18 protein-coding genes and 34 tRNA genes are annotated in these 26,478 nt (G+C 68.0%); 41 read left to right on the forward strand and 11 right to left on the reverse strand.

Annotation, left to right across the window (positions count from 1 at the left end):
- Positions 1 to 157: 157 nt before the first annotated feature.
- Entirely contained in the window at positions 158 to 448 is a 291-nt protein-coding gene (locus CAP_RS52360) for a hypothetical protein (protein ID WP_044241893.1), read from the reverse strand.
- An 87-nt stretch (positions 449 to 535) separates the two neighbouring features.
- Here CAP_RS52360 and CAP_RS17140 point away from each other — a divergent pair, with 87 nt between their 5' ends.
- Complete coding sequence (locus CAP_RS17140; RefSeq protein ID WP_197041216.1) at positions 536 to 1,342, forward strand: beta-ketoacyl synthase N-terminal-like domain-containing protein; 807 nt, start codon at positions 536 to 538, stop codon at positions 1,340 to 1,342.
- 24 nt (positions 1,343 to 1,366) lie between these two features.
- Here CAP_RS17140 and CAP_RS17145 read toward each other — a convergent pair whose 3' ends face one another.
- Positions 1,367 to 2,119, reverse strand: coding sequence for an SDR family NAD(P)-dependent oxidoreductase (locus CAP_RS17145; protein WP_052375423.1), 753 nt, complete (start codon positions 2,117 to 2,119; stop codon positions 1,367 to 1,369).
- Positions 2,120 to 2,258: 139 nt separating this feature from the next.
- Positions 2,259 to 4,343, reverse strand: coding sequence for a PAAR-like domain-containing protein (locus CAP_RS44825; RefSeq protein ID WP_052375424.1), 2,085 nt, complete (start codon positions 4,341 to 4,343; stop codon positions 2,259 to 2,261).
- 154 nt (positions 4,344 to 4,497) lie between these two features.
- Between CAP_RS44825 and CAP_RS44830 the strand changes: the two genes are divergently transcribed.
- On the forward strand, positions 4,498 to 6,066 hold the full coding sequence (locus CAP_RS44830) for a DUF2169 family type VI secretion system accessory protein (RefSeq protein WP_052375425.1): 1,569 nt from the start codon (positions 4,498 to 4,500) through the stop codon (positions 6,064 to 6,066).
- A 194-nt stretch (positions 6,067 to 6,260) separates the two neighbouring features.
- Here CAP_RS44830 and CAP_RS48160 read toward each other — a convergent pair whose 3' ends face one another.
- The gene (locus tag CAP_RS48160; RefSeq protein WP_052375426.1) at positions 6,261 to 7,157 is read right to left on the reverse strand and encodes a type VI secretion system Vgr family protein; all 897 of its coding nucleotides are present in this window, start codon (positions 7,155 to 7,157) and stop codon (positions 6,261 to 6,263) included.
- A gap of 6 nt (positions 7,158 to 7,163) precedes the next feature.
- Positions 7,164 to 8,246: a type VI secretion system Vgr family protein gene (locus CAP_RS48165; RefSeq protein ID WP_081864977.1), complete on the reverse strand. Its 1,083-nt coding sequence runs from the start codon at positions 8,244 to 8,246 to the stop codon at positions 7,164 to 7,166.
- 644 nt (positions 8,247 to 8,890) lie between these two features.
- On the opposite strand from CAP_RS48165, the gene moaC reads away from it, so the two are divergent.
- The 39 genes from moaC to CAP_RS17330 all read left to right on the forward strand — a co-directional run bounded on the left by moaC (position 8,891) and on the right by CAP_RS17330 (position 20,871).
- On the forward strand, positions 8,891 to 10,144 hold the full coding sequence (gene moaC / locus CAP_RS55560) for a cyclic pyranopterin monophosphate synthase MoaC (protein ID WP_275936516.1): 1,254 nt from the start codon (positions 8,891 to 8,893) through the stop codon (positions 10,142 to 10,144).
- Entirely contained in the window at positions 10,141 to 10,659 is a 519-nt protein-coding gene (locus CAP_RS17175) for a GNAT family N-acetyltransferase (RefSeq protein WP_044241895.1), read from the forward strand. The genes moaC and CAP_RS17175 overlap by 4 nt, the downstream gene beginning before the upstream one ends.
- A gap of 790 nt (positions 10,660 to 11,449) precedes the next feature.
- Positions 11,450 to 11,521: transfer RNA gene (locus CAP_RS17180), tRNA-Lys, on the forward strand.
- 678 nt (positions 11,522 to 12,199) lie between these two features.
- Positions 12,200 to 12,272 (forward strand) — tRNA-Lys (locus tag CAP_RS17190).
- Positions 12,273 to 12,283: 11 nt separating this feature from the next.
- A tRNA-Gln gene (locus CAP_RS17195) sits at positions 12,284 to 12,359 on the forward strand.
- 226 nt (positions 12,360 to 12,585) lie between these two features.
- Positions 12,586 to 12,741: a hypothetical protein gene (locus CAP_RS52365; RefSeq protein WP_197041217.1), complete on the forward strand. Its 156-nt coding sequence runs from the start codon at positions 12,586 to 12,588 to the stop codon at positions 12,739 to 12,741.
- 176 nt (positions 12,742 to 12,917) lie between these two features.
- Positions 12,918 to 12,990 (forward strand) — tRNA-Lys (locus CAP_RS17200).
- A 4-nt stretch (positions 12,991 to 12,994) separates the two neighbouring features.
- Positions 12,995 to 13,066: transfer RNA gene (locus CAP_RS17205), tRNA-Gln, on the forward strand.
- A 585-nt stretch (positions 13,067 to 13,651) separates the two neighbouring features.
- Positions 13,652 to 13,731, forward strand: a tRNA-Tyr gene (locus tag CAP_RS17215).
- Between the two features lie 103 nt (positions 13,732 to 13,834).
- Positions 13,835 to 13,909: transfer RNA gene (locus CAP_RS17220), tRNA-Asn, on the forward strand.
- A gap of 39 nt (positions 13,910 to 13,948) precedes the next feature.
- Positions 13,949 to 14,019 (forward strand) — tRNA-Thr (locus tag CAP_RS17225).
- A gap of 43 nt (positions 14,020 to 14,062) precedes the next feature.
- Positions 14,063 to 14,133 (forward strand) — tRNA-Thr (locus CAP_RS17230).
- Between the two features lie 8 nt (positions 14,134 to 14,141).
- Positions 14,142 to 14,213 (forward strand) — tRNA-Glu (locus CAP_RS17235).
- A 109-nt stretch (positions 14,214 to 14,322) separates the two neighbouring features.
- Positions 14,323 to 14,394: transfer RNA gene (locus tag CAP_RS17240), tRNA-His, on the forward strand.
- A gap of 108 nt (positions 14,395 to 14,502) precedes the next feature.
- On the forward strand, positions 14,503 to 16,215 hold the full coding sequence (locus CAP_RS17245) for a TROVE domain-containing protein (protein ID WP_044241899.1): 1,713 nt from the start codon (positions 14,503 to 14,505) through the stop codon (positions 16,213 to 16,215).
- A gap of 465 nt (positions 16,216 to 16,680) precedes the next feature.
- A tRNA-Arg gene (locus CAP_RS50495) sits at positions 16,681 to 16,752 on the forward strand.
- A gap of 80 nt (positions 16,753 to 16,832) precedes the next feature.
- Positions 16,833 to 16,957: transfer RNA gene (locus tag CAP_RS50500), tRNA-Asn, on the forward strand.
- 8 nt (positions 16,958 to 16,965) lie between these two features.
- Positions 16,966 to 17,037: transfer RNA gene (locus tag CAP_RS17250), tRNA-Asp, on the forward strand.
- 247 nt (positions 17,038 to 17,284) lie between these two features.
- Positions 17,285 to 17,356: transfer RNA gene (locus CAP_RS17255), tRNA-Asp, on the forward strand.
- A 25-nt stretch (positions 17,357 to 17,381) separates the two neighbouring features.
- A tRNA-Ala gene (locus CAP_RS17260) sits at positions 17,382 to 17,452 on the forward strand.
- 70 nt (positions 17,453 to 17,522) lie between these two features.
- A tRNA-OTHER gene (locus tag CAP_RS50505) sits at positions 17,523 to 17,645 on the forward strand.
- A gap of 17 nt (positions 17,646 to 17,662) precedes the next feature.
- Positions 17,663 to 17,734: transfer RNA gene (locus tag CAP_RS17265), tRNA-Asp, on the forward strand.
- Positions 17,735 to 17,841: 107 nt separating this feature from the next.
- Positions 17,842 to 17,912: transfer RNA gene (locus CAP_RS17270), tRNA-Ala, on the forward strand.
- Positions 17,913 to 18,062: 150 nt separating this feature from the next.
- Positions 18,063 to 18,135: transfer RNA gene (locus CAP_RS17275), tRNA-Ala, on the forward strand.
- Between the two features lie 123 nt (positions 18,136 to 18,258).
- Positions 18,259 to 18,333: transfer RNA gene (locus CAP_RS50510), tRNA-Glu, on the forward strand.
- A 4-nt stretch (positions 18,334 to 18,337) separates the two neighbouring features.
- Positions 18,338 to 18,408: transfer RNA gene (locus CAP_RS17280), tRNA-Gly, on the forward strand.
- Positions 18,409 to 18,431: 23 nt separating this feature from the next.
- Positions 18,432 to 18,504 (forward strand) — tRNA-Thr (locus CAP_RS50515).
- Between the two features lie 2 nt (positions 18,505 to 18,506).
- Positions 18,507 to 18,577: transfer RNA gene (locus tag CAP_RS17285), tRNA-Gly, on the forward strand.
- A gap of 45 nt (positions 18,578 to 18,622) precedes the next feature.
- Positions 18,623 to 18,696: transfer RNA gene (locus CAP_RS17290), tRNA-Gly, on the forward strand.
- A gap of 530 nt (positions 18,697 to 19,226) precedes the next feature.
- Positions 19,227 to 19,297 (forward strand) — tRNA-Arg (locus CAP_RS50520).
- A gap of 82 nt (positions 19,298 to 19,379) precedes the next feature.
- Positions 19,380 to 19,453: transfer RNA gene (locus CAP_RS17295), tRNA-Pro, on the forward strand.
- Between the two features lie 18 nt (positions 19,454 to 19,471).
- A tRNA-Pro gene (locus CAP_RS17300) sits at positions 19,472 to 19,548 on the forward strand.
- A gap of 19 nt (positions 19,549 to 19,567) precedes the next feature.
- Positions 19,568 to 19,642: transfer RNA gene (locus CAP_RS17305), tRNA-Pro, on the forward strand.
- Positions 19,643 to 19,646: 4 nt separating this feature from the next.
- Positions 19,647 to 19,719: transfer RNA gene (locus CAP_RS17310), tRNA-Val, on the forward strand.
- 5 nt (positions 19,720 to 19,724) lie between these two features.
- Positions 19,725 to 19,806 (forward strand) — tRNA-Leu (locus CAP_RS17315).
- Positions 19,807 to 19,811: 5 nt separating this feature from the next.
- Positions 19,812 to 19,898, forward strand: a tRNA-Leu gene (locus CAP_RS17320).
- A 236-nt stretch (positions 19,899 to 20,134) separates the two neighbouring features.
- A tRNA-Val gene (locus tag CAP_RS50525) sits at positions 20,135 to 20,206 on the forward strand.
- 13 nt (positions 20,207 to 20,219) lie between these two features.
- A tRNA-Leu gene (locus CAP_RS17325) sits at positions 20,220 to 20,293 on the forward strand.
- A gap of 53 nt (positions 20,294 to 20,346) precedes the next feature.
- Positions 20,347 to 20,871 carry an HNH endonuclease gene (locus CAP_RS17330; protein ID WP_044241901.1) on the forward strand — a complete coding sequence of 175 codons (525 nt, stop codon included), beginning with the start codon at positions 20,347 to 20,349 and terminating at the stop codon, positions 20,869 to 20,871.
- 531 nt (positions 20,872 to 21,402) lie between these two features.
- Here CAP_RS17330 and CAP_RS17335 read toward each other — a convergent pair.
- From CAP_RS17335 to pstB, 6 genes are all read right to left on the reverse strand, one after another.
- Positions 21,403 to 21,927 (reverse strand): gamma-glutamylcyclotransferase, encoded by a 525-nt coding sequence (locus tag CAP_RS17335; RefSeq protein WP_044241904.1) that lies wholly within the window; start codon positions 21,925 to 21,927, stop codon positions 21,403 to 21,405.
- A gap of 67 nt (positions 21,928 to 21,994) precedes the next feature.
- Positions 21,995 to 22,933, reverse strand: a complete 939-nt coding sequence (gene pstA, locus CAP_RS17340) for a phosphate ABC transporter permease PstA (RefSeq protein ID WP_231511534.1) — start codon at positions 22,931 to 22,933, stop codon at positions 21,995 to 21,997.
- Complete coding sequence (gene pstC / locus CAP_RS17345) at positions 22,930 to 23,844, reverse strand: phosphate ABC transporter permease subunit PstC (RefSeq protein WP_044241905.1); 915 nt, start codon at positions 23,842 to 23,844, stop codon at positions 22,930 to 22,932. The genes pstA and pstC overlap by 4 nt, the downstream gene beginning before the upstream one ends.
- Positions 23,845 to 23,848: 4 nt before the next feature.
- Positions 23,849 to 24,802, reverse strand: coding sequence for a PstS family phosphate ABC transporter substrate-binding protein (locus tag CAP_RS17350; protein WP_052375428.1), 954 nt, complete (start codon positions 24,800 to 24,802; stop codon positions 23,849 to 23,851).
- A gap of 16 nt (positions 24,803 to 24,818) precedes the next feature.
- Positions 24,819 to 25,547, reverse strand: a complete 729-nt coding sequence (gene phoU, locus CAP_RS17355) for a phosphate signaling complex protein PhoU (protein WP_044241908.1) — start codon at positions 25,545 to 25,547, stop codon at positions 24,819 to 24,821.
- Between the two features lie 11 nt (positions 25,548 to 25,558).
- On the reverse strand, positions 25,559 to 26,353 hold the full coding sequence (gene pstB / locus CAP_RS17360; RefSeq protein WP_044241910.1) for a phosphate ABC transporter ATP-binding protein PstB: 795 nt from the start codon (positions 26,351 to 26,353) through the stop codon (positions 25,559 to 25,561).
- Between the last annotated feature and the right edge of the window lie 125 nt (positions 26,354 to 26,478).

The following is a 26,478-nucleotide window of genomic DNA, read 5'->3' on the forward strand; positions in this document are numbered from 1 at the left end:
GGGCATGGGGCGTGCTGGCCCAGGGGTCGTGGTACGATCCGGATGACCAGGGGGAACGCCAGAGCCACGCACCGATGATCCGCGCCATCGTCGAGCAACATGCAGAGGATGCGGCCATGCTCTGGGCGCTCCGCGACACGGCGGTGCGCTCGTCGCGCTACGATCTGGAGGCGCTGACGCAGCTCGACGAGCGGCTGGAGGCCCACCTCGATGGGCTGAGGATCGCGGGGCGCGGGGGGTGGTCGATCTGCAAGGCGGCGCTGGTCCTGGGAGACGCGGGGGAGGTGTTCGTGGCGGCGGTGCTGGCCTTCGCGGGGGAGGACAGGAGGGCCATCGCGCAGGTGCTCGACGCCATGCTGGAGGAGCCAGGGCGGGTGCGCGGGGTCGGCGCGGCGCTGGCGTGGCTCCCGTGGGCCCAGATCGAGGGCGCGGCGCGGGAGCTGCTCACCTCGGAGGCGGCGGTCCTGCGCTGGGTCGGGCTCGCGGCGCTGGTGGCACACTGGCGGGATCCGGGGCGCGGGGGCTCGTCCCGGCGGTGGGGCGCAGGACGCTGCCCGTGTGGATCGGCCTGCCCGAGGAGCGGCCTGGCTGGTCGAAGGAGGTCGGGCAGAAGCTCGTGGAGAGCGTCACGCGCGCGCTGCGGGGGTGGGGATTCTCGCCGGAGGTGGTGGCGTTGCCGCAGGGCCACGCTGCCGGCTTCGCGGCGCTGGCGCAGGGTGCGGAGGCGCTCCGGAAGGGCACGGCGGAGTTCTGTCTGGTGGGCGGCGTGGAGGGTTACCTGGACGAGGAAATGCTCGACTGGCTCGACGCGGAGGGGCAGCTCTTTCGCCGGGGCAACCCGCGGGGGTTCATCCCCGGCGAGGGGGCAGGGTTCTGCTTGCTGGCCTCGGAGGGAATGGCGACGCGGCTGGGGAGGCCTCTGCTCGGCCAGGTGCTGGGCGTCGGCGTGGGGCACGAGCCGAAGCGGATCAAGACCGCCATGGTGTGCACCGGAGAGGGACTCTCCGTGGCTTTCCGGGGCGCGCTGGCGTCGCTGCCGGAGGGGATGCTGGTGGACCAGCTCATTGGCGATCTCAATGGCGAGCCTTGCCGGGCCGACGAGGTGGGTTTCACGGTGGTGCGCCTGCGCAAGCGCCTGGCGGACCCGCCGCGGCTCCTCGCGCCGTCCACGTCCTGGGGGGACGTCGGCGCAGCGTCGGGGCCGCTGTTCGCCGGGCTCGCGGTGGAGGTGGCGCGGCGCGGAGCTCCGCGGGGACCGTGCTCGCTCCTGTGGGCTGGGTCGGAGGGAGGATTGCGGGGGGCCGCCGTGGTCTTCGTGCCCGGTCAGGCGACGACCGCGTAGACAGGAGCCCCTGTCTTCAGGCTCTTACCGGAGCGTGTAGCCACCGTCGATCACCAGCGACGCCCCCGTGATGTAGGACGCCCAGTCCGACAGCAGGAACAGCACGGGGCGCGCGACCTCCTCCTGTCGCCCCGCACGGCCCAGGAGCGTCCCGCCGATGAACCCGGCGTAGAGCGACTGCCCCTCCTTGATGGTGTCCCAGATCTCCGTCTCTATCGGCCCTGGCAGCACCGCATTCACCCGGATGTTGCTCGCGGCCGCGTCGATGGCCGCCCCCTTGGTCATGCCGAGCATCCCGTGCTTGGACGTCACGTACGCGGCCAGCATCGGCGCCCCCACCATGCTCAGGACTGACGCGCAGTTCACGATCGCGCCTCCCCCGGTCTTCTGCATCGCCTGGATCTGGTACTTCATGCTGACGAAGACGGCGTGCAGGTTGACCGTGATGAGGTCCATGTACTCCTGGTGGGGCACCTCGTCGAAGCGCTGGACGGGCCCCGCGATCCCGGCATTGTTGAACGCGCCGTCCAGCCGGCCGTATTCGTGGACGGCGCGGTCCACGAGGGCCGCGAGGCTCTCGTCCTGGGTGACGTCGGTGCGCACGAACAGCGCCTGCCCTCCCTCCGCCCGGATGCGGGCGACGAGCTCCTCGCCCCGATCCGTGCGGCGGCTGGCGGCGACCACCTTGGCCCCCTGGCGTGCCGCCTCCACGGCGGTCGCTGCGCCGATCCCCGAGGTCGCTCCCGTGACGATGACGACTTTGTCCTTGAGCAGCATGCTTCTCCTTGTGGCGTGTGGCGTGTGGCGTGTGGCGTGTGGCGTGTGGCCATGGGCCGCGTGAGCGCGTGACGATACCGTCCCGCGTGCGGACATGTCCTCCGGAGTTGGCAGCGCCCGATGCCGGAGTGCCCAGGTCTCAGCTCAGGCCTGCTCTCCGCGGGGATTTGAAGGCAGCAACGGCACCCCAGTACTTGGGCTTCTTGTAGAAGACCTCCTCCGGCTTCGCGCCGTAAGGGACCTTCATCGCCGGATCGTCCTTGCACTTGGTGCAGACCAGGTGCCGGTGGAACAGGTAGCCGTGGTAGCGGAAGGTGGAGCCGCATTTCCCGTCCGGGAGGCAGTCCTCGAAGTCCCACCAGATGAATGAGTCGACCGTGCCGTGCCAGAGAATGGCCGCGAGGATGTCGCGCGAGAGGTCGCGCTGGATGGCGAATACCTTCAGGTACTTCGCCCGTTCCTTCTGGAAGTACTGCCGCTCGATGTCGGTCGAGCGGAGCCTGCGTACCTGCTGCTTGTTGCCACTGGCGTCCTGCACCTCCACCGTCTCCGTCGCCGCCTCGAAGGGCATCGCCGGGAGATCCACGGTCTGCTTCTTCCCGTTCTTGCACACCGAATAGGCGGGCAGCTCCAGATCGCATTCAGTGACGCAGACATGCAGCTTGAGCTTCTTGAGCGCTGCCACCTGCCTGCGGATGGATCTGGGGCGGAAGTCGAGGCGATCGCTCTTCGCCCTGGTGGATCCCAGCTCCCCGCCCGAGCGCAGGTGGGCCTGGAAACCGGCGCGCAATCGAGGGAGGATCTTCGCGTCGTCCGGGGTCTCCTTCTTGAGCAGGCGCCTTCGCAGGGTGCGCATCAGCTCCAGGAAGCGGTATCCCCGCGCTCCCAGGGCGCTCCTCTTGCCGTCGTAGCCCTCGACGCCGTAGTCGTTCACGATGAGGAGCGCATTCGGAAAGGCCTTGCCGGCGTACCGCAAGATCTCGAGCATCGTCTGGATCGCTCCGGGCTCGAAGGCGTAGAAGTGCTGCTTTTTCGCCTTGCCGCCCTTCGGCTTCTTGTCGCCCTTCACCTGATCCATCGCTTTGAGTTCGCTGACTTTGAGGGCGACGGACGCGATGTAATCCTTCACGGCGGTGAGCGCCTCGTCCCGGGTCTTGAGCCGGTCTTCCCAGCGCGGGTTGGGCTGCCAGTCTGGCTTTGGTGTGGCGAGGGGCCAGAAGAGCGGCGTCAGCTCCATGTTCAGCCCCCGCGCTGTGGCCCACGCGATGGCGGGCCGGACGTTTACATCCAGCATCTCCGAGACGTGCTTCGCCATTTCCGGCCGAGGGGAGTCCAGAAACTTCTCCCCATGGTTGCTCGCCCAGAAAGCGCGGATCACCACGTCGTCGAACTCCTCCTTCGCGGCGTCCCATCGCTGCGGGCCGCGCGTGTCTGCTGCATTGCCGGGATTGCCGGGGATGCTCACGCCCACCGGGATGTTCGCGACGTCACGGAGCTTCCCGCGCAGGAGCCTGATCTCGACCTCCTGCTTGTTCTGGCTGACCTTGTAGTCGTCCCGGAATCCCTCGGGATAGCAGCCGTGAATGGCGATGACGCGGTACTTGCCTTTCTTGACGTTGCGGAAGACGACGCGCTCTTTGTCGTCGAGATGCGTCGAGGTGTACCGCTTGCCCTTGCCCTTGAGCACGACCTTGACGGGCTTGTGTACGGGCTTTCCGGCTTCGTTCACCACCTTCACGAACAGCTTCTTCACCTCGTCTTTGTTGCGCGCCCCAGCATCTCCGCGGGCCCGCTTGACCGTGGGCTGGGTCTCGCCGGTGGCGTCGATGGTGTTGCCCCGGTTGTGGAGCATCTTGTCGGTGAGCCGGGTCGCGGAGACGCCTTCGAGGCAGACGTTGGGCGAGAACGTCAGAAAGCTCGCCTCGGCGCCGTGGGTACCGCTCACGACGCCTCCCAGCGTGCCGGGCTCGTCGCCCGTGCTCGTCGCGAAGACGGCCTGCGCGGTGGCGGCGGAATGGCCACCGTCCACCCTCACGGAGCGCGTCCCCCGGGCCAGGTCGCGGGAGAACGCGACGCTGGGGTAGGGGACGAGGGCGCCGGTGGGCGGGGTGAGGCACGGATTCGGCAGGGTCGCCGTGGAGACACCGTCGCTGGCCTGGTGCACGAGCGACAGGCCATTGACATTGATGGTGACGTTCGTGCCATGGCGCTGTTCGGTCGGCACTCGAGGACGCCTTTCGTGAGGGCCACGCCGGGCCTGGCTGCACTGGAGAGCGCGGTGATCACCCCGGGCTGAAGGCCGCGATCGTACGCCGAGCCCGGCGCGTCAGGGCACCTCGAAGTGAGGTCCACTGCCGGCCGGATGGGGTCGCGCTGGGATGGCCCTCGGGGGAGACACCCCGAGCGCGGGGCGCTGGTACGATGGGCGCGTGCGCGTCGTCTCGAACTGCCCGCTCCGCGTCGCGTCCGTCGTGTGGCAGCCCAGGCCGGAGGCGTTCACGCTCACGGTGGCCTGCAAAGCGACGTTCCTGCTGTCCCCGGGCAGCTCGCCGCTGGCCCCGGAGCAGGACGAACTGTACGTGTTCGACCACTTCTGGAACGACGACGCGCGGCAAAGCCTGCGCGTCGCGGCCGATCTGGTCCCCTACCGGCGGTACATGGATGTGCTGCTCGTCGGGAGCGCCCATGCGCCCCAGGGCCGGCCGGTGCGGTCGCTCGTGGCGCGCCTCGCGGTGGGGCAGGTGGACAAGTCGGTGGAGGTGCACGGCGACCGCGCCTGGAGCGCGCAGGGAGAGAAGGGATCGGGCACGCCGTTCGTGCAGATGCCGCTCCGCTGGGAGCGCGCTGCCGGGGGCCTGGGGACCTCGAACCCGGTGGGGGTCTCGCCGCCTGGACCGGGGGAGGCGCCGGGCTTCCGGCCAGCGCCCACCCTGCTGCCGCCCGGGTTCTCCCTGTCGCGGGGGCCAATCCCGCCGGTTCATCTCGGCCCCATCGCGTCCACGTGGCCCGAGCGGTTCGCGCGGTTGCGCCGGCATGCCGTGGGCTGGAACCACCTGGCGTGGTACGCGCGCCCCCTCCCGGCCGCGGTCACGAGGCCGACGCTGCCCTTCGTGCCTCAGGACGCGCCGTCTCCGTCGTCGGTTCCATCGTCCGCATCCGGCGCTCCCGGCGCTCCCGGCGCTCCCGGCGCTCCCGGCGCTCCCGGCGCTCCCGGCAGTGCCTTCCGGGCGCCCGTGGGCACCGGCACGCTGGCGGCGCAGCTCGTGCCCGCCGAGGCCCCGCTGCCATTCCAGGCTGCCGGGGGTGAACGGGAGGCTCTGCGGGGGCCCCTTCACGCGGAAGCGCTCGCGGGGAGCCAGGGTCCGGGGTATCCGGCTTTTCGTGCGGAGGGCGAGGGCTTCCCCGTCCAGCCTCCGCTCGTGGCGCCGCCCGCCGTCCTGCCGTCGGTGAGGGCAGGGGAGCCCGAGGGGCGCGAGGAAACGCGCGAAGCAACGGAGGCCCGGCCGGAGCCGCCGTGGCGTCCAGAGGACGTGCCCGTCGCGCGCTATGCCACCATCGCCGCCGAGATCGATGGAGCGAAGGCACCGCGGGGCGAAGTGCTGCGCGCGCACGGACTGGATCGTCACCGCTGGGCGCTGGTCGAGAAGCACTGGCGCGCGGCCATCGACAGCGACGTCACCAGCGGTTCGGGCAAGCTGCGGGGCGAAAGCGACGTCGCCTACGTCGCGGCGGTGGAAGCGATGCGCGGGCCGATCCTGCTCCCGGAGTACGCGCGCCTCACCGTGGGCGTGGAGCGCGGCAAGGGGGAGGCGGTGCTGCGTGAGCTGTGGATCCAGCGTGCCGCGCTGTTGCCCCTGGTGCGGGTCTGGACGAAGCGGCTGGCGGCGGATCCCAAGCTCGGGAAAGAGGCAGCGGCGCGGTTCGCCAGCCTGCGGGGAAAGCGGTAGGCCTTCGCGGGGGCGGGGGCGCGCGCCACTGGAGAACGCTCTCATGGATGCGGGTCGGGGACATCGTCCGCCTCCCGATGCGACGGGCATCAGTCCCGAAGCGGCAGAACGCACTGGAAACCGCAGGTGGATCGCGGAGTGGGGGGCCCCGACGAGCTTCGCTCGGCGGGGGGCGGGGGCGCGAGCCCCTGCCGTCAATTAATGTCGACGATCTTGCCGCGGACCTTCACGTCTCCGTCGGCCTTGACGCTGACGGCGCCCTTCGACTTCACGGTGAGGCGGCTGCCCACCACCTTCACCGGGGCGGAGGAGCGCACGGTGATGTCGCTGCCCTCGATGACAATGCGACCTTTCTCGTCGATGAGGATCCTGCCGCGGCCGCTCTGGTGGAGGAGCCTCGTCCCCGCGGAGACGGTCTTCTCCCCGGCGATCTCCTCGGCGTGATCGGCCCCCACCCGGGTGCTCATGCCCTGGGCCACCACCACCTCGTACTGGCCGTGGATGGCGAGATCGTCGTCGCCGGTGACGGTCTCCGTGCGCCTGCCGCCGACCGTGAGCGCCATGTTGGAGCCGATGATCTCCGTGTGGTTCGCGCCCACCGTGACGATGTGGTCCGCGCCGATGGTCTCGCTGCGGTCGGTGCCGACGGTGAGGGTGCTCGCGGCGGTCACCAGGATGGTCTCGTCCTGACCGATGGTCTCGGTGTGCGCGCCGGCGACGGCGATGGTCTTGTCACCGCCCACGGTCTCGCTCTGGTTCCCGCCCACGGCCTTCGTGCGGTGCCGCTCCACGTCGAGGCCCTGATCGCGGCCCACCGCCTCCTCCTTGTCGCGCCCCACCGCGATGGTCCAGTCGCAGTGACCGCGCAGGTAGACCTCCTCCTCGCCCTTCTTGTCCTCGAAGGTGAGCTCGTTGAAGCCCTCCCCGCCGGGAGAGGAGCGGGTGCGGAGCGTGGTCTTCGTCTTGTCGGCCGGGAGCTGGTAGGGCGTGGGGTTCGTGCCGTGGTAGACGCAGCCGGTGCCGAGGGGCCGGTCCGGATCCCCGTCGAGGAAGTCGACCACCACCTCCTGCCCGACGCGCGGAATGACCATGCTGCCCTACCCCTGCCCGGCCCAGGACTGGCTCACCCGGATCCAGCACGAATCGTGGCCGTCCCGCCACTTCACCCGATCCCAGTGGAACCGCACCCGGACCCGCCCATGCTTGTCGGTGTGGATCTCCTCCCCCTCCGGGCCGACCACGACCGCCGTCTGCACGCCGTGGATCGCCGGCCTCGGCGTCTGGCGCGGCGCCCGGAAGGGGATCTCGGCGCCGATGCAGCGCAGGCGGTTCGTGTAGCGGCTCTCGGGTGACACCGCCTCGAACAGGGCCTGCGCGCCCTGGTGGTCGACCGCGGTGAGGAGGTAGCGCCGGTTGAGGTCATCGTGCGGGTGCCCCTGGAGGGCGACGACGTAGCCGGGGCAAGCGCGCATCACGTTGCTCTCGGCCGTGCCGACCCGCGCCGACGCCTGGCGCTCCTCGAGCAGCAGCTTCGCCATCTCGTCGGTGGCCCTGGGGTCCTCGGACTCGCCCGGGAAGTCGTACACCTCCAGGTCCTCCGAGGCGCCCCCCGCGCGCGCTTCGCTCTCCAGGAGGACCGCCGGCGTCTTGAAGCTGTAGTTGCGCAGGGTCACCCGGCCCGCCTGCATCTCCTGGGCGAAGGTGAAGCTCGACGCATGCTCCCCGGTCGCGAGCGCACCCGTCGGAGGCCGGAGCAGCAGCGTGTCGCCTTCGGGGAGGGGCTCATGGGCGTAGGGAGCATCAGCGACGATCAGCGTGTGCTCCTCCGCGGTGTGCTCGAAGTAGTAAAAGAGCCCCTCTTCCTCCATGAGGCGGCAGAGGAACGCCCAGTCCGACTCCCGGTACTGCACCCGGTGCTCGCGCGGCGGGTAGGCCTTTCGGCTGAGCTTGAAGCGGTACCGGTCGCGCGGAACGCCCGCCTCTTCGAGGAGGCTCGCGAGGATCTCGGGGGTGCGCTGCTGCTGGAAGATCCGGCAGCCCTGCCGGAGCTTGAGGCGCCACACGAGGGGACGAGCGTGACCCGGTACGCGGTGTGCTGCTCGGTGCTGATGCCCAGCTCGAAGCGGCTGATCATCCCGTGCACGTGGCGCTGGGTCCCGTGAGCCTGGAGGGTGAGGCACGTCGAGGCCCCCACCAGGTCGTCCATCGTGAACGCGCTGCCTTCGCCGACGAGATCGATCTCGAACCGGAAAAGCTCCGAGAGCCCCTTCCGTCCTTCGAACCTCGTCACGTGGAGCCGCGGCCCCGACCCCTCCACCACGAAGGTGAACCTCGCCGCCCCCTCCTGCGCTGGCGCAGCGCTCACGACGCCTCTCCCCGTCGCCTCGGGAGCCACCGCCTCATGCGCCCGAACACCTTCCCTCATGCGAGCACTCCCTTGCGTGAACGCCCATCGCATCCCCCCCCCTCGGCATGGATCAAGCGCTCCTGCCGGGCCGGATCCGACCCCGCAGCCGCGTCATCGCGCCTCCGACGTGCAGCAAAGAAAGACCTGTATGCAGCGTCGGCACCGCCCGCCATCGCCGCACCCCCCTCTTCTCGTCCGGCCCCAACCTCTTCTCCGGCGTCCCCCACCTCTTCTCCGGCGTCCCCCACCCTCTGAATCCACCCCTTCCGCCGCTCTTCCCTCTCTACCGTACCCCCCTACATGCCTCCCCCCTCCCTCGCTCCTACCCCCTCCCTCGCCCATTTCCCGTCGACCCCCCTCTCTCCCCGCTTTTCCCCTCCCTGTACAAGGAGCGGGCCGACGTGCCAGATCTTCGCCATGCCGTGCCCCGACCCCGACCCTTCCGTACCCGCCCCTGCCGGGAGCGCGGACCCCAGGAACGTGCCGTCCCCCTCCGAGGCTGCCTCCCTCTCGACCCACCTCAGCGAACGCGGTGAGGTCCACATGGTGCCTGTGGATGCGAAGCCCACCACCCGCCGCAGGGCCATCGCGGGCGCCACGATCCGCATGCATCCCGAGACCGCCGCGCGCCTCGCCCGCGGAGACACCCCCAAGGGAGAGGTCCTGGCGACTGCGCGCATTGCCGGCATCATGGCCGCAAAGCGCACCCCGGAGCTGATCCCCCTCTGCCACGGCATTGCCCTCACCCACGTCTCCATCGACCTCGCCGTCGACGAGCCCGCGGCCGCCGTCCACGTGACCGCCACCGCCGAGGCCCTGGATCGGACCGGCGTCGAGATGGAGGCCATGGTCGCCGTCAACGTCGCATGCCTCACCCTCTACGACATGCTCAAGGGCATCGACCGCGCGATGGTGATCACCGACATCCGCCTGATCGAGAAGAGCGGCGGCCGCTCCGGCCACTTCCGTCGCGAGGAGGCGGAGGGGAAGCCGGAGGGGCGGCCCGCCAGGGAGGACGCCCCGCAGACCGGGGAGAGGTCAGGAGGAGCGGCGAGCACTCCGGGTGGAGGAAGAGGGACCGAGGAGCGGCAGGGCGTGGTGCCGCATGGAGGGGCCGCGGGGGACCAGGGAATGGCGGCGGTGCAGGGGCGCATCCGGGCCGAGCCTCTGGATGCGGACGCGATTGCGGCCGAGGTGGCGCACGCGGGGGCAGGGGCCGTGGCCACGTTCCTGGGGCTGGTGCGCGACCACAACGAGGGTCGCACAGTGACGCTGCTCGAGTACGAGGCCTATGCCTCCATGGCGGAGGCGGAGCTCGCGCGCATCCTCGCCGAGTTGCCGGCGGAGATCCCGGGGGTGCGGGTCGCGGCGGCCCACCGGGTGGGCGCGCTGAAGGTGGGGGATGCGGCGGTGATCTGCGCCGCGAGCGCCCCGCACCGAGGGGAAGCCTTCAAGGCGTGCCGGTTGCTCATCGACCGCATCAAGGAGCGCCTCCCCATCTGGAAGCGCGAGCATGGCCCCCAGGGACCGTACTGGGTGGGCTGGGAGGACGCGCGCTGCAGCCCCGAGGGGCACGGCCACGCGCATGGGCACGGGCATGAGCACGGGCATGAGCACGGGCACGGTCACGGGCACGCGCATGGGCAGGGGAGTGGGGGACCGGACGAATGATCCTTCGAGACGAGCATCCAGGAGACGAGGCGGCCATCTTCTCCCTCGTGACCTCCGCGTTCGCGGAGGCCGCGCACAGCAGTCACACGGAGCCGTTCATCGTCGACGCGCTCCGCGCTTCGGGTGCACTGTCGATCTCTCTCGTGGCGGTTGAAGACGGCGAGATCGCGGGTCACGTCGCCTTCTCCGAGGTCGCCATCGACCGTGAGCGTTGCGGCTGGTTCGGTCTTGGACCGGTCGCAGTGCATCCGACGTGGCAGCGACGCGGGATTGGCAGGGCGCTGATCCAGGAAGGACTGGCACGACTCGAAGCGCAGGGGGCCGAGGGGTGCGTCGTCCTCGGCGACCCGGCGTACTACGGTCGTTTTGGCTTCGCGGCGGACGGTCGCCTCACGTTTGCCGGAGCGCCAGCCGTATACTTCCAGGCGCTGTCGTTCCGCGGCGCCGTGCGGCACGGAGCGGTCACCTACCACGCCGCATTCGAGGCGGATGGACCCCCGGACGCTGCGCCCTGAGGCAGGTCCCGTGCACCGCGACCTCGGCTCCGGTCCAGGTAGCACCTGCGGGGGGCCTCGACCCTGGGACGGACGTCCGGATCTGGGCGATGCAGCCGGCGTTTGAACCGGAGCGGCCGGAGTGCCGGGCATGCCCACATCAACGGACACCCAAGCGCCTCCGGTCCTCCAGGGTAGCCCGGGGGGCTCGACGGAGGGGGTCCCCCCCTGCAGACGTTGCAATCGCAGATCCAAGAAGAAAGTGATGAAGCGGGGAACTATTTTGTTGCTCGGTGCATCTGAAACAGGGTACTCAATCGAGCACAGCATCATGACCCGCTATTCGACCGAGCCGATGTTTGCCTCAGCCTTCCGTCCGGAAGGTGTGGCGGTCATTTGCCTGGTCGGTAGCGAGCCGGGAACGCCCGCAGCCAGTCAGCCAGAGCATCTTCGTCGGGGCGACTCGAAAGATCTCGGGAATCTGGGGAAGGGCTCCTAGAGGCGGCGGAATCCAGCGTCTGAACGACGTTTGAAGAAGGCCGCCTCGGGTAACCCAGGCGGCCTTCGGCGTTTCTGGGCCCTGTATCTGCCCTCCTCCTGGTGACGGGTGAGGGGTGGCGACGGGGGCGAGGGGCGGCGAGGGGGGGACCAGGGGCGGGGGTGGGGGCCCGAGAGCGGGCGGTGATCCGGCCGGGCATTCGCCTGGCGGGGTTGCCGCAATGGGGAAGGGTGTACGCCGCGGCGTACGCCCTGGCAGGGGAGAGGTGTGCCTTGCGGCCTGAGCGCGGGGTCAGGTCGCGCGGTGCACTGCGGATTCGTAGCTCAATGGTAGAGCAACCGCCTTTTAAGCGGAAGTGTGGAGGTTCGAGCCCTCCCGGATCCACGGGTGAACGACAGAGAAAGGGGACAGAGGCAGGCATTGTTCAGAGCCTTCACCGGAACAGGGCGTCATTCTCGCTCGCAGGGCCGAAGTTGCGTCCTGCGGCGTGAACGAAACGCTCCTCTGGCGCATTACCCGACGAGGAATGCTGGCCGGCCGAGGTGTATCTTTCAATCGTCGAAGCCTTGAATGATCGATTAAAATAAATGTGAGCGATGATGATTCGAGATTGACTCTGGTGGTGGTTGATGTAAATAGACTGGACACGAGATGATGATGAGCGGCCGAGAGAACCTCCGCGAAGGCATTCGCGAAGACAATCGTCAGACGCAGCACGGGTCGCCCTCGAAGCGGTCCGACGTGCGGCGCTCCGGCGCTCTCCCTCTCCAGGGGGCGGTGTCGGGCCGGAGCTGCGGTGTCGAGGTCTCTCTCACGGCTTCGCAAGCGTTCGATGTGATCCCGGGAGCGAAGTTTCTCCCTGGAAAGAAAGAGATCCGGACGGCATAGGCCTGCATCCAGCACGGATGTTGGCAGAGGCCGCCCGGGGAGACCCGAGGCGGCCTCTGTCGTTTCAGGCGCACGCCTGGACCGCGAGGTCCCTCCACCCACCCATGCCCCGCTCGTGGCGGGCAATTCCCGGCCTGCTCTTGGCAGGCAAGGCGGAGATGGATCTCCGCGCCTGGATCCGTGGCTCAATGGTCAGAGCAACCGCCTCTTAAGCGGAAGTGTGGAGGTTCGAATCCTCCCGGATCCACAGCTACCCGCTCCGGGGTCGTTCATCTGGTCAGGACCGCGACCTTTGAAGTCGCAGAGGCAGGTTCGAGTCCTGCCCCCGGAACCATTCGCTTCGTCTGCGCGTGACCCTCGAGGCCACGCGGTCGACGTGTGTCGTCCACCCGCGGACACCCGCGGATCGAAGGCGCGCAACGATTGACTGAGGTTGATTGAAATGCGCTGAGCGAATGAAAACTCGATTGACTCCGGAGAAAAGATGAGATAGATAGAATGGGCAGGAAGAGATGATGAGCGAACGGAGAGACAATCGCCAGTCGCGAAGCGGGTCGCCCTTGAGGTGGTCCGATGTGCAGCGCGCCGGGGCGCCCGAGGGGGCAACGGCGGGTCTGGTTCGCGGTGGCGAGGCAAGTGTCTCTGGCGGTCATCGGTTCGAGGTGTTCCCGGGCGAGAAGGATCTCCCGGGGAAGCAGGAGTTCCGGACGGCGTAGGCCGACATCCAGTGCGGGTGTTGGCAGAGGCCGCCCGGGGAGACCCGAGGTGGCCTCCGTTGTTTCGGGCTCACGCCTGGGCCACGGAGACTTCGGGGCACCCACCCTTGCCCCGCTCATGGCGGGCATTCCCGGCCTGCTCTTGGCAGGCAAGGCGGAGATGGATCTCCGCGCCTGGATCCGTGGCTCAATGGTCAGAGCAACCGCCTCTTAAGCGGAAGTGTGGAGGTTCGAGTCCTCCCGGATCCACCCTACCGGGATCGTCTAGTCGGCAAGACAGCGGTCTCTGAAGCCGCCCTGGCAGGTTCGAACCCTGCTCCCGGTACTGCCCTCCTCCTCCTGGAGAAGGGTGCGTGGGTGACGTGTGATTGCGGTTCGACCGATTGACGAAGGAAACGAAATCGGTTGGTCGAAAGAATTTAGATTGACTTCGACAGCGAATGAGATAGATAGAATGAAGAGGAACCGAGAATGAACGGGCGAATCGATGGCCGGCAGAGGTGGAGCGAGCTGTTCTTTGCGCAGCTCGACGCGCGGCGGACCGGAACTCTCCAGGGAGCGACGGCGAGCGGCACCTGTGACGGCGACGTGCGCCCCGAACCTCATCGGTTCATGCGGCTTGCGGGCTCGGAGCGGAGCCTGGTCGAGAAGAAGAGAAGTCCCCGAACGGCATAGGCCGGCGTCTTTCGAGACGTCTGCAGAGGCCGCCCGGGGAGACCCGAGGTGGCCTCTGTCGTTTCAGGCTCGCGCCTGGACCTCGAAGCCCGTCGAAAAGCGCACTCGAATACCGGCCATCGTGCCGGGTCCCTCGCTCACTGCTCACGGTCGTCAATGGGGGTAGCGACCATCGGGAGCGTAGGGGCCGGCAGGCCCCTGATTCAAGGTACGTAGTACCGCAGTACCCTAGTACGTGGATGCTGAGCACTGGTGAGCTCAAGCGGCTGTAACCCGCCCGCTTCGGCTGTGGAGGTTCGAATCCTCCCGTCCACACCGGCCTGCCTCTGGTGGGCCATTGCGGAGACTCGTCTCCGCCCTGATCTCTGACAACCTGATCTCACGCGATTGAAGGGGGCGCACCGTGCGCCCCCCTCGTTTCAACGTAGCTCAATGGCAGAGCGACCGCCTGTTAAGCGGAAGGTTGGGGGTTCGACTCCCCCCGTTGAAGCCAAGAGCCTGCCCCGGGAGGCCTCCCGGGAACAGGCTCCATGCCCTCGTAGCTCAATGGTAGAGCGTCTGCCCCGTAAGCAGGTGATCCCGGTTCGATTCCGAGAGAGGGCTCCGCGAACGCCCCCTGGCGCCTCTGGCGTGCGGGGGAGAGCGCGCCTCCGTAGCTCAAGGGTAGAGCACCCGCCTTGTAAGCGGTCGATTCCGGTTCGAGTCCGGAGGGGGGCTCCGTTCGAGGCCCGTTCATCCAGCGGTCAGGATGCTGGTCTTTCAAGCCGGCAAGGGGGGTTCGACTCCCCCACGGGTCACCGCATGTTCTCATGGGTCGTGAGCAGGTCTGGTGATTGCGCGGGGGTGAAAATCCCGTGAACCTGGTTCGATTCCAGGACGACCCACTGCGTGGTGTGAATGGTTATGTGGGCGTTACTCATCTGGTGAAGAGGGCAGGTTGTGACCCTGCGAAGGCGGGTTCGATTCCCGTACGTCCACCCGGACGGGTCGTGAGGCCTCGGTTATCCTTTGGGTGGCTAAACCCGAGGCCATGCATTCATCCGTCCCTGTTTCGCCCTGTCCGCAAGGATGGGCCGGAGGTTCGTCATGGCAAATTATCTTCAGCATTTCGCTTCGCTCTTCACCCGTCAGGGGGAGAAGGCCCGGCCCGAGCAGGTGCAGAACAGCGCGGGCGGGTTCGTCTTCGCGCTCGATGACTGGTCGCGGCTCGACCGCTGGCTCGTCCTCGGCGCGGACGGCGGCACGTACTACGCCTCCGAGCAGGCGCTGACCGTCGACAATGCGCGGGCGGTGCAGGCGTGCCTCGTCGCGGATGGGGCGCGGACCGTGAAGCGGATCGTCGAGATCAGCACCTCGGGCCGGGCGCCCAAGAACGAGCCGGCGCTGTTCGCCCTGGCGATGGCCGCGGGCGACGCGAAGCCCGAGACGCGCAAGGCGGCCCTGCAGGCGCTGCCGCTCGTCTGCCGCACCGGTACGGACCTCTTCCACTTCGCTCGCGCGGTGGAGGGCTTCCGCCGGTGGGGCCGCGGGCTGCGCAACGCGGTCGCCGGCTGGTACCTCGACAAGCCTGCCGAGGCGCTGGCGTACCAGGCGATCAAGTACCAGCAGCGTGACGGCTGGAGCCACCGCGACATGCTGCGGCTGTCGCACCCGGTGGCCCGGACGCCGGAGCAGGCTGCGCTCTTCCGCTGGATCACCCAGGGCATGGAAGGCATGGTCAACCCGTCGGCCAAGGGCGGGGCGCTGAGCCCGGCGTCGCTGCCGGAGCTGGTGCGGGGGTTCGAGGCGCTGCGCGCGTCGACGAACCGGAAGCAGGTGGTGGCCCTCATCCGGCAGCACCGCTTCACGCACGAGATGCTGCTCTCCGAGTGGAAGAACGATCCCGCGGTCTGGGAGGCGCTCCTGGAGCACATGCCCCAGACGGCGCTCGTCCGGAACCTCGGGAAGATGACTGCCGTCGGCCTGCTCGTGCCGGGGAGCGCTGCGTGCCGCAAGGTGGCGCAGCAGCTCGTCGACAAGGACCGGCTGCGGAAGGCGCGGGTCCACCCGGTGGCGCTCCTGTCGGCGCTGAAGGTCTACGAGCAGGGCCACGGTGAGCGGGCGCAGAAGCGCGCCAACGCGCTCTCCTGGGCACCTGCGCGGGAGATCGTCGACGCGCTGAACGAGGCCTTCTACCTGGCGTTCCAGGCCATGGAGCCCACCGGGAAGAAGCACCTCCTGGCGCTCGACGTGTCGGGGTCGATGACCTGCGGTACGATCGCTGGCGTCCCCGGGCTCAACCCTCGGGTGGCGAGCGCTGCTATGGCCATGGCCACGGCGCGGCTCGAGCCGGCGTTCACCGCGGTGGGGTTCGCCTCGGGTCAGGGTCTGTCGGGACCGTTTTCTTCGCAGGGCGTCGAGGGGCTGCGGCCGCTCGCGATCTCGCCGAAGCAGCGGCTCGACGATGTGCTCAAGGCGGTGGACGGGCTGCCGTTCGGCGGAACGGACTGCGCGCTGCCGATGATCTGGGCCCAGAAGAACCGGATCGAGGTGGACACCTTCGTGGTCTACACGGACAACGAGACCTGGGCGGGCAACGTGCACCCCTTCCAGGCACTCCGTGACTACCGACAGGCGATGGGCCGCCCCGCGCGGCTGATCGTGGTGGGTATGACGGCGACGAAGTTCACGATCGCCGACCCGTCCGACCCCGGCATGCTCGACGTGGTGGGCTTCGACGCCGCCGCCCCCCGGGTCATGGCCGACTTCTCAAGGCCGACGCCGGCAGGGCCGGCGCCGGCAGGGCCGGCTGCCAATTAGGGGGCTGCGCCCCCTACGCTCCCGATGGTCGCTACCCCGTGAGGGGCAGTGGCAAGGGGCTAGGGGGCTGCGCCTCCTACGCTCCCGATGGTCGCTACCCCGTGAGGGGCAGTGGCAAGGGGCTAGGGGGCTGCGCCTCCTACGCTCCCGATGGTCGCTACCCCGTGAGGGGCAGTGGCAATGGGGACCGGGGAGTGTGGTCCTGAGCTTCCGATGGTCGCTACCCCGTGAGGTGTAGACGACAGGAGGGGGCTAGGGGCGCGATGTCGAGACTTCCGGGGACCGCTTTCCTGGTGAGGGGGAGCGGTCTCCGGGAGGGACGTGTGTCGTGTGGGGGCTCCAGCGATGGGGCTCTCTTCTGCGGGGTGTTGCCACAATGGGTGGCGTGTCCGTTCTTCACCCTTTGCCCGCGCGCGGGCCGCCGAGGGACGGTTATCTTGGTTCGACTCCAATACCCCGCTCTTTGCCCCCGATCCCGATCGGAGAGGGGCCGGTTTCCTAAACCGGTACAGGTGGGTTCGACTCCCGCCGGGGGCTCCGGAGCTTTTGACTTCTCCATCTGCCGCGCCTTGCCCGCTCCGGGCCGAGGGCCGATGGTTATCGCAAGCTCCGACCATGCCGCTGTAGCTCAACTGGCAGAGCAACATTATCCGTCTTCGCATCTTTGCCCGGTCACGGGCCGGAAGAGGATGGTTATCACCCTGTTAAGGTGGAGGCGCGGGTTCAAGTCCCGCCGGCGGCGCCTTTTTTGCCCTCGTATGCATCTGGTGAAGCAGCCTGATTGTCGATCAGGTGAGGGGAGTTCGATCCTCCTCGGGGGCGCTCATTGGGGAGTAGAGTCATGGTGACCGCGGAGCCTCCAAAACTCCTGCGAGAGGGTTCGATTCCTTCACGCCCCGCCAGGTCCGGCGCGCGCCGGGCCGACGTGCCGCTGTAGCTCAGTCTGGTAGAGCACCTAAAAACCCGTCTTCAAATCAATTGCCCGATCCGGGCCGGAAGAGGACGGTTATCGTTTCCCACGAGGTGGTCACGGGTTCGAATCCCGTCGGTGGCTCCGTTGTCTCTGTGTGCCCTCGTATGCATCTGGTGAAGCAGCCTGATTGTCGATCAGGTGAGGGGAGTTCGATCCTCCTCGGGGGCGCTGCGGACCTTCTCGTCCGCGTTTCGGGGTGATGGTTCAACGGGAGAACGCTGCCTTCGCAAGGCAGAGATCGGGGTTCGATTCCCCGCCACTCCACTGATCGGGCCGTGGCTCGTGGGTTATCAACTGCAAACTGAACGTCCCACGAGCAATCTTTGCCCGTCATGCCGCTGTAGCTTAACTGGCAGAGCAACAGCCCGTCTTCGCACCTTTGCCCGGTCACGGGCCGGAAGAGGACGGTTACCACCCTCGAACGGTGAAGATGCGGGTTCGAGTCCCGCCGGCGGCACGGTTGTCTCTCTGTGTGCCCTCGTATGCATCTGGTGAAGCAGCCTGATTGTCGATCAGGTGAGGGGAGTTCGATCCTCCTCGGGGGCGCTGCGGGCCGAAAGGTCTGGGTTATCGCTGGTAGAGCACTGCCCCAGGTGGGCGGGGCGCGGGTTCAACTCCCGCATTCGCCCAGGCTAGACCCTCGTCCGCGTTTCGGGGTGATGGTTCAAAGGAAGAACGCTGCTCTTGCACAGCAGACATCGGGGTTCGAGTCCTCGTCACTCCACTGGTCGGGCCGGAGATCGTGGGTTATCAGCTCGTAACTGAACCCATCCCACGAACGTTGCTTGCCCGTCCTCCGTGTCGTTGCCGGGGTGGGTCCAGGGCCTCCGTTTTCTTCAAGGGAAAGCCGCGCACCTGGGGCCCACTCCATTCTGGGGTCGTAGCTCAGTTGGGAGAGCATCTGACTGGCAGTCAGAAGGTCGCCGGTTCGATCCCGGCCGACTCCACCGTATTCTGAAGGATCCCTGCGTCTCGCGCTCCAGCCCTTCGCGCTCCGGCGACGAAGAACCAGGGTAGCGACCAACGGGAGCGTAGGGGCCGCAAGGCCCCTGCTTCAGGGTACGCAGTACGCCCCCATCTTGCTAGATGGCCCAGGCAGCCGGACCCTCACTCCGGAAACGCGGGTTCGAATCCCGCTGGGGGCACTTTGCGGTGGTAGCTCAATGGTAGAGCCCGAGCGTGCCAAGCTCGAGACGGGAGTTCGATTCTTCTTCACCGCTCTCGTGACGTGTGTGTGCGTGATGCTGCTCAGGCCCAGATAGCGGGGCACCTGTTTGGTAAACAGAAGATGGCGAGTGCGATTCTCGCGAGCAGCTATGCGGGCATCGTCCAATGGTAGGACCACGGTCTTCCAAACCGTATGTGCGGGTTCGAGTCCCGCTGTCCGCTCCGTTCTCCAGTAGGTCGTCGCCCTGAAAGGGGGGGCGATCGATTGCGGTGGTAGCTCAACGGTAGAGTGCGAGGCTGCCAAGCTCGTGATGGGAGTTCGATTCTCCTCCACCGCACCATGAGCCGGATCTCTGGCGAGGAACGTGGTCTGCAAAACCGCGGTTCCGGGTCCGATTCCCGGCCGGCTCTTTCTCTCCCTGTCCTGGCGGCCCAGGCGTCGGGCTTCGACCCCGACCGGCGAGGTTCGACTCCTCGCAGGGAGGCTGCTCCTTCTCGGTCACTGCTCCTCGGCGCGGCGGCAACCGCCTCTCTGCAGGGTAGCGACCAACGGGAGCGTAGGGGTCGCGAGGCCCCTGATTCAAGGTACGTAGTACCTCCCTGTCCTGGTGGATCAGGCATCGGTCAGCGAAGCCGATTGGCGAGGTTCGACTCCTCGCAGGGAGGCCACTCCCTCTCGGTCACTGCTCCTCGGCGCGGCCCTCTCCGCGTCTCCGCGGGGTAGCGACCAACGTGAGCGTGGGGGCTGCAAGGCCCCTGTTTCAGGGTACGCAGTACCGTAGTACCTCCCTGTCTTGGTGGGCCAGGGGCCGGGCTTCTAACCCGGGTGTCGAGGTTCGATTCCTCGCAGGGAGGCTGATGGGTGAGTGTTGCCCCTGTTCTGGCGGTGCCAGACGCAAGCGTCCGAAGCTTGACGCCCAGGTTCGACTCCTGGCAGGGGCGCCGCGGTGGCCCGTGGTGCGGGCGGTGGTCCTCATGAGGCTGTCCGAGAGGGTTCGACTCCCTCCGCCGCGTTTCGGTTTTTCTGGGTGTGGCTCAACCTGGTAGAGCACCGGCCTTGGGCGCCGGGGACTGGGGGTTCGAATCCCTCCACCCAGACTGCGGCACGTGTCACTTCTGGGTGTGGCTCAATCTGGCAGAGCACCGGCGTCGGGAGCCGGGGATTGGGGGTTCGAGTCCCTCCACCCAGACCATTATGAACGTGAATCTCCTCTGGGTGTGGCTCAATCTGGTCAGAGCGTCGGTTCGGGGAACCGAAGATTGGGGGTTCAAATCCCTCCACCCAGACTGTGCGGGGTGAGCGAGCTGGTGAACGCACCGGTCTCACACACCGATCTCGCAGGGTTCGATCCCCTGACCCCGCATTCCTGTCCACGTGGCGAAACTGGCAAACGCAGCGGTCTCAGAAACCGTGCCTTGAGGCAATGAGGGTTCGATTCCCTCCGTGGACACTCCTGTCGCCGTGACGAAAATGGCAAACGTACCAGGCTGAGAACCTGGGCCCGCAAGGGCACTGTGGGTTCGATTCCCACCGGCGACACCATGACTGCGCACTTCGGCTCTCTCGGTCGTTCCTGGTCTTCGCTCCCTCGGTGGCGAAGAGAAGGGTAGCGACCAACGGGAGCGTAGGGGCTGCGAGGCCCCTGCTCCAGGGTACGCAGTACCGCAGTATGGGGTAGGACGATCCGGTCGATCTGGGCTCCCTGATATGGAGCCTGTGCCGTGTTCAACTCACGGATACCCCACCGCGTGCCGGGAGTGCCTGGCGTGCTGCGTGATGCGGGGCTCGCTCTCTGGGAGAGTGCCGGTTCGACAGGCCGGTCGAGGTGGGTTCGATTCCCACGCCCCGTACTGATTGCCCGTGGCTCGGGTGACGTAACTGGCAAACGTGGCCGGCTCAAACCTGGTTGATTGAGGGTTCGAATCCCTCTCCGAGCACCGGATGTACCTTCGGAGAAGACCATGAAGAAGAGGAGATAGAGAGGTGGCTCATGACCGCGCTTACCCTGATGCTGACACCGTGGATGGTTCCCCATCAGATCATTCCCTGGCAGGACGCTGTGACCTTGAGCTTTCTGGGCAAGGTTGACGTGCTCGAGACGTATGACGACGAGATTCGCTCGCCATCGCTGACGATCCGGGCGCCGGCGGTGGTCCGGTTGAAGCGGACTCCGGGGCACATCAAGCGCGGCGTGAAGTTCTCGCGCCGGAACGTGTTCGTCAGGGATGACTTTCGCTGCCAGTACTGTGGCGCGCGGAAGTCGGCCCACGAGCTGAATTACGACCACGTGATCCCGCGCGTGCAGGGCGGCAAGACGGTGTGGGAGAACATCGTCACCTCTTGCTATGGCTGCAATGGCCAGAAGCGCGGACGGACCCCGGAGCAGGCGGGCATGAAGCTGCTCCGCTTGCCGGTGAAGCCCAAGTGGCTCCCCCAGGTGCCGGTGGTGCAGCTCGGACAGCGACGCATCCCGGAGGTGTGGTCCGGCTACTGCGGTGACGTCACGGCTGCATGACGTGGGACCGCTCCCTCCTGGACCTGCGGGCAGGGGAGGGAGCGGGCGTGCGTCGGAGTGTCGAGGAAGATGATCCGGTCGGGGACCGGGACTGTTTGGAAGACAGTGCGCACCTCCAGAAGGGGTGTGGGGATCGAGACCTCCTTCTTCCGCAGAGATGGCATGGAGTGCATCCCGGGTGTGGACCCGGCGCCGCCTTGAAAGCGGAGGGCACCGACAGGTGCGGGGTTCGACTCCTCTGCGCTCTTCCGTGCGTGAGATCGGGTTTCTGGAAGCCGAACCGGTCGGGGACCGGGCCTGCCTCGAAAGCAGTGCGCACCTCCAGAAGGGGTGTGGGGATCGAGACCTCCGACTTCCGCCAGTACATGGAAGCTAGAATCGGCAGCGGTGCCGAGCCCGGTTGCTACCCGGTGCGTGCCCTTCGGGCATGGTGTTCGACTCACCCAGTTTCCGCCACGCTATGCCACGCGCCATGGGCGCGATCACCTCCTCGACGCCAGCATGGCGCGCGGTGACACCCGGTGCCCTGGCTCAGCGGACCAGGCGCAGCAGCTCGTTGACGTGCTCGTCCTCGGCCTCCATGGCTGCGAGGGCCTCGGCGAGGCGGAGGACGTACTCGATGTTGGGGCCACTCGGGCCGTGGGAGGCGAGCACCTGCCGGGCGATGTCGGAGACCGGGGCCGGGCCGAGGTAGGCGGGGTTGTCGGCGGTGGCGATGTAGACCGTGGCCGTGCGCGTCGGGTGCTCGTCGCCAGCGAGGTAGAGGGGGAGATCGAGGCGCGCGTAGCCGCCCTGTTCGCGCAGGTCGAGGGCGGCGAGCACCTCGTCGAGGTCCTTGGGGGCGACCTCGTAGGCCATGCCCCAGCAGCGGTGGCCAGGCTCCTCGACGAGCGTGACGACCCGCCCGGGGGCGCCGGGGATACCGCGGTGGTCGGTGGAGCCTTGCCAGAAACGGCGCGCCCAGCCGACCACGTAGGCGGGGTGGCGGCGCTTGAAGGTGAACGCCGGGCGCCACACCAGCGAGCCGTAGCCGAAGATCCAGATCTCGCGGTCCATGGAGGACGGGCCAGCGTAGCGCGCTGGGCTGCGGCCCGGAAGTGAGGCGCGCCGGGGCGATCCGCGCTCAGCCAGGGAGGCGGCGCTGGAGGCGGGCACGGAGCCAGAGGGCGAACCCGTTCATGAGCAGCATCACCGCGAGCAGGACCACGATGCCGGCCGCGGCGTTCTCGTGGAAGGACGTCTGGGGGCGGCTGATCCAGGCGAAGATCTGGAGCGGGAGCGTCGAGAACGCGCTGTGGACCGAGTCGGGGAGAAAGGCGACGTAGGTGAGGGCGCCGATGGTGAGCAGGGGCGCGGTCTCACCGATGGCGCGGGCCAGCGCGAGGATGATGCCGGTGAGCATGCGGGGGAAGCACATCGGCAGGATCACCAGGCGGAGCATGCAGAAGCGATCGGCGCCGAGGCCGTGACAGGCTTCGCGGACCGAGAGGGGGACGGAGCGCAGCGCCTCGCGCGAGGTCATGATCACCATGGGCAGGAGCAGGAGCGAGAGCGTCAGCGCTCCGGCGAGCAGACTGCGGCCGAGGTGCATGGCGCGCACGAAGACCTCCAGGCCGAGCAGGCCGTAGATGATGGAGGGGACGCCGGCGAGGTTCGAGATGTTGAGCTCGATGAGCGAGGTGAGGCGGCTCCGGCGCGCGTACTCTTCGAGGTAGATGGCGGCGCCGATGCCGACGGGGACGGCGATGAGCGCGGTGAGCCCCATGAGCGAGGCGCTGCCCACGAGCGCGGGCAGGATGCCTGCGAGCTGCGGCTTACGCGAGGGGATGCCGCTGAGGAAACCCCAGCCGAGCCTGGGCCAGGCGTCGGCGAGCACGCTCACGAACAGCACGAGGAAGGCGAGCAGGGGAAGGAGGAGCGCCAGGAAGCCGATGGCGTGAAAGGCTTGCTCCACCGGGGCGCCAGCGGTGGGCGCGCGGAGGTCGTCCGAGCTCGCGGAGGAACGCCCGGAAGCGGGCGCGGAGGGGAGATCGGGGGGGAGGCCGGAGACGGGAGCGCTCACGGACGCTCCTGCCTGTGGATGCGGCGGCGGAGCCTGTGGGCGATGACGTTGAGGACGAGGGTCATCATGAACAGGCAAAGGCCTACGGCGAAGATGGTCCGGTATTCGAGGGTGCCGGTGGGGATGTCGCCCAGGCTGACCTGCGCGATGTAGGTGGTCATGGTCTCCACGGAGTCGCGCGGGTCGAGCGTGAGCTGCGGCTGCTGGCCGGCGGCGATGGCCACGATCATCGTGGCGCCGAGGGCGCGGGAGGCGGCGAGGAGCACGGCCGCTGCGATGCCTGGCGAGGCGGAAGGGATGACCACCCGGAAGATGGTGGCGGTCCGGCGCACGCCAAGCGCGTGGGAAGCTTCACGCAGCCCGGTGGGAACTGCGGAGAGGGCGTCCTCGCTGAGCGACGCCACCACGGGGAGGAGCATCAGGCCCATCACGGAGCCGGCGCTGAGGGCGTTGAAGCCGCTCAGGCCGGGGATGATCTGCTGCAGCGCCGGAGTGACCAGGCTCAGGGCAAAGTAGCCGTAGATCAGGGTGGGGATGCCGGCGAGGAGCTCGACGAGGGGTTTGACGATGCGGCGCTGACGTTCGCCGGCGAGCTCGCTCAGGTAGATGGCCGCGAGCACGCCGCAGGGGATGGCCACCATCATGGCGATCCCCGTGGTGAGCAGGGTGCCGCACAGGAGGGGCCAGAGCCCGAAGCGAGGCTCGGCGAACAGCGGGGTCCAGTGCGTGTCGGTGAGGAGCCGGGTGAAGGGGACTGCCTGGAGGAAGCCGATGGTCTGGTGGAGCAGGACCGCGACGATGCCCCCCGTGGTCACGAGGGACGCGGCCGCACAGAGGGAGAACACCAGCTTTCCCGCGCGTTCGGAGAGGGCGCTCGGTCGACGCAGCTCGGCAGCGAGATCTCTCTTCATGAGATCATTCGGTGGGGCTCGTCACCCGCGCTCGTGCGCGCGTGTAGGCGCTCTCGGGAAGAGGAATGAGGCCGACCTCCCTGGCGAGGTCGGCAGCGTGTTGCAGGTAGAAGGTGACGAAGCTGTCCACTTCCGGACGCGCCAGGGACCGGCGGGAGACGTAGAGAAACAGCAGGCGGGAGAGCGGCTGATAGGTGCCGCGGGTGATGGTGTCGGGCGTGGGGGAGATGGCTCCTGCGCCGTTCGAGGGGTCGCCGTCATCGATGGGGATGAGCTTGAGCCGGTCACGGTTCTGCTCGTGGTAGGCATAGCCGACGAACCCGAGGGCGAGCTCGTCGCCGGTCACGCCGGTGACGAGGAGGTTGTCGTCCTCGCTCGAGGTGTAATCGCTCCTGCTGGCGTGCATGCGGCCCACGATGGCGTGGGTGAAGTGATCGTAGGTCCCGGAGTCGACACCTGCGCCGAAGAGGCGCAGCGGTCGTTCTGGCCAGCCGGGGCGCACGTCGCTCCACCGGGAGACCCGTCCCTCTGCGGCAGGCTCCCAGATCCGACGGAGTTCGGCGGTGGTGAGGTGATCGGCCCAGGTGTTCTTCCTGTTGGCGACGAGGGCGATGCCGTCGAAGGCCACCGGGAGCTCGACGTACGTGATCCCGGCGCGGTCGCAGGCCTGGGCCTCGGTGGGGCGGATGGTGCGAGAGGCCGCGCAGATGTCCACGTCGCCCGCGCAGAGCTTCTGCAGGCCGCCGTCGGTGCCCGAGATGCCCACGGTGACGCGCGTGGTGGGGTGTGCGCGCTGGAGATCTTCCGCGACGGCTTCGCTGAGGGGGTAGAGGGTGCTGGAGCCGTCGGCGGTGACCACTGCGCCGCCTCCGGGCCTGCCACAGCCGGCGAGGGCGCAGGCGAGCGTGCCGGCTGCGACCTGGGCCACGAGGGCCGCAGGGGGGGTCAGGCCGCGCATGGAGGGCTCCTCGTCCTCAGCGGCTGCGCTGGGGAGGCCTCACGTCGTGATCGACCTCGAGCGGGTCGCTCTCCTTGAGGCGGTTGTAGTGGCGGATGTCCCGTCCGTTGACCAGGAAGACCACCGATTCGGCGATGTTCATCGCGTGGTCCGCGATGCGCTCCAGGTACTTCGCGACCGACTGGACGCGGGTGGCCCGGTACACGGTCGAGGGGTCGCGGCTCATGAGGGCGAGGACGTCCTGGAAGATCCGCGCGTAGTGGTCGTCGATGTGGTCGTCGTGGGACAGGAGCTTCTGAGCGCGCTCGACGTCGCGAGAGACCAGCGCATCGAGCGCTTCACGGACCACGGCGGCGGCTTCCTCGGAGAGGCTGGTGAGCTCCTCGGTGACCTGGAGAGGGGACTCCTCGTTCAGCTCCTCGACCCGCTCGCAGATGTTCACCACGAGATCGCCGATGCGCTCGAGATCGGTGACGATCTTCAGGGCTGCCGTGACGAAGCGCAGATCCGAGGCGACCGGCTGGCGGGTCGCCAGGATGCGCATGCACAGCTCGTCGACCTCGCACTCGAGGCGGTTACACCGCCGGTCGAGGCGGATGGTGGCCTTGGCGAGCCCGGAGTCGCGCGTGGAGAGCGCCGCCTGGCCCTTGTGGATCATCTCCTCGACGAGGCTCCCCATGAGGAGGAGCTTGTCGCGCAGTGTTCGCAGCTCGTGCTCGTAGACCTTGCTGGTGTGCGTGGGCATCGGGCTGGTTCTCAACCGAACTTGCCGGTCAGGTAGTCTTCGGTCCGGCTTTCCTTGGGATTGGTGAAGATGACGTCGGTCCGGTCGAACTCCACGAGGTTCCCCAGGTAGAAGAAGGCCATGTAGTCGGAGACGCGAGCCGCCTGCTGGAGGTTGTGGGTGACGAGGACGAGAGTATACCTCTCCTTCAGCTCCTCGATCAGCTCCTCGATGTGCGCCGTGGCGATGGGATCGAGCGCGGAGGAGGGCTCATCGAGCAGGATGACCTCCGGCTCGACGGCGAGCACCCGGGCCATGCAAAGCCGCTGTTGCTGTCCGCTGGAGAGGGAGACGCCGGGCCGTCCGAGCCTGTCCTTCACCTCGTCCCAGAGGGCCACCTGGCGGAGGCATCGCTCCACGAGCTCTCCGGGCGCGTCGACGTGGGTCCCGTTCAGGCGGTGGCCAGCGAGGACGTTGTCGCGGATCGACATGGTGGGGAACGGGTTGGGCTTCTGGAAGACCATGCCCACGTGACGTCGGAGCCGGGCGGGGTTGATCGAGGGGTGGTAGACGTCCACCCCATCGAGCATGACGGCGCCCCTGGCCCGGGCCCCGGGGACGTGCTCGTGCATGCGGTTGAGGCAGCGCAGGAAGGTGGACTTGCCGCACCCCGAGGGGCCGATGATGGCAGTGACCCGGCGCTGGGGAACGCTCAGGGTGATGTCGCGGACGACGTGCCGATCGTTGAAGTAGGCATCCAGGTGAGAGATCTGGAGCTTGGGTTCGGGCGTCGCGTCGGGATCGATCTCGCTCTCCAGGGCACTCATCTGCAGGGGAATGGTCGTGGCTCGGGGTCGCTCGGGCGGGCAGGGAGCGTACCCCGGAACGTCGTCACGGAAGCCCCCTCATCCGAGGTTTCATGCTTACCGGTGCCCGGTGACGGGAACGTGAC

The sequence above is a fragment of the Chondromyces apiculatus DSM 436 genome (assembly GCF_000601485.1).
GTDB lineage: Bacteria > Myxococcota_A > Polyangia > Polyangiales > Polyangiaceae > Chondromyces > Chondromyces apiculatus.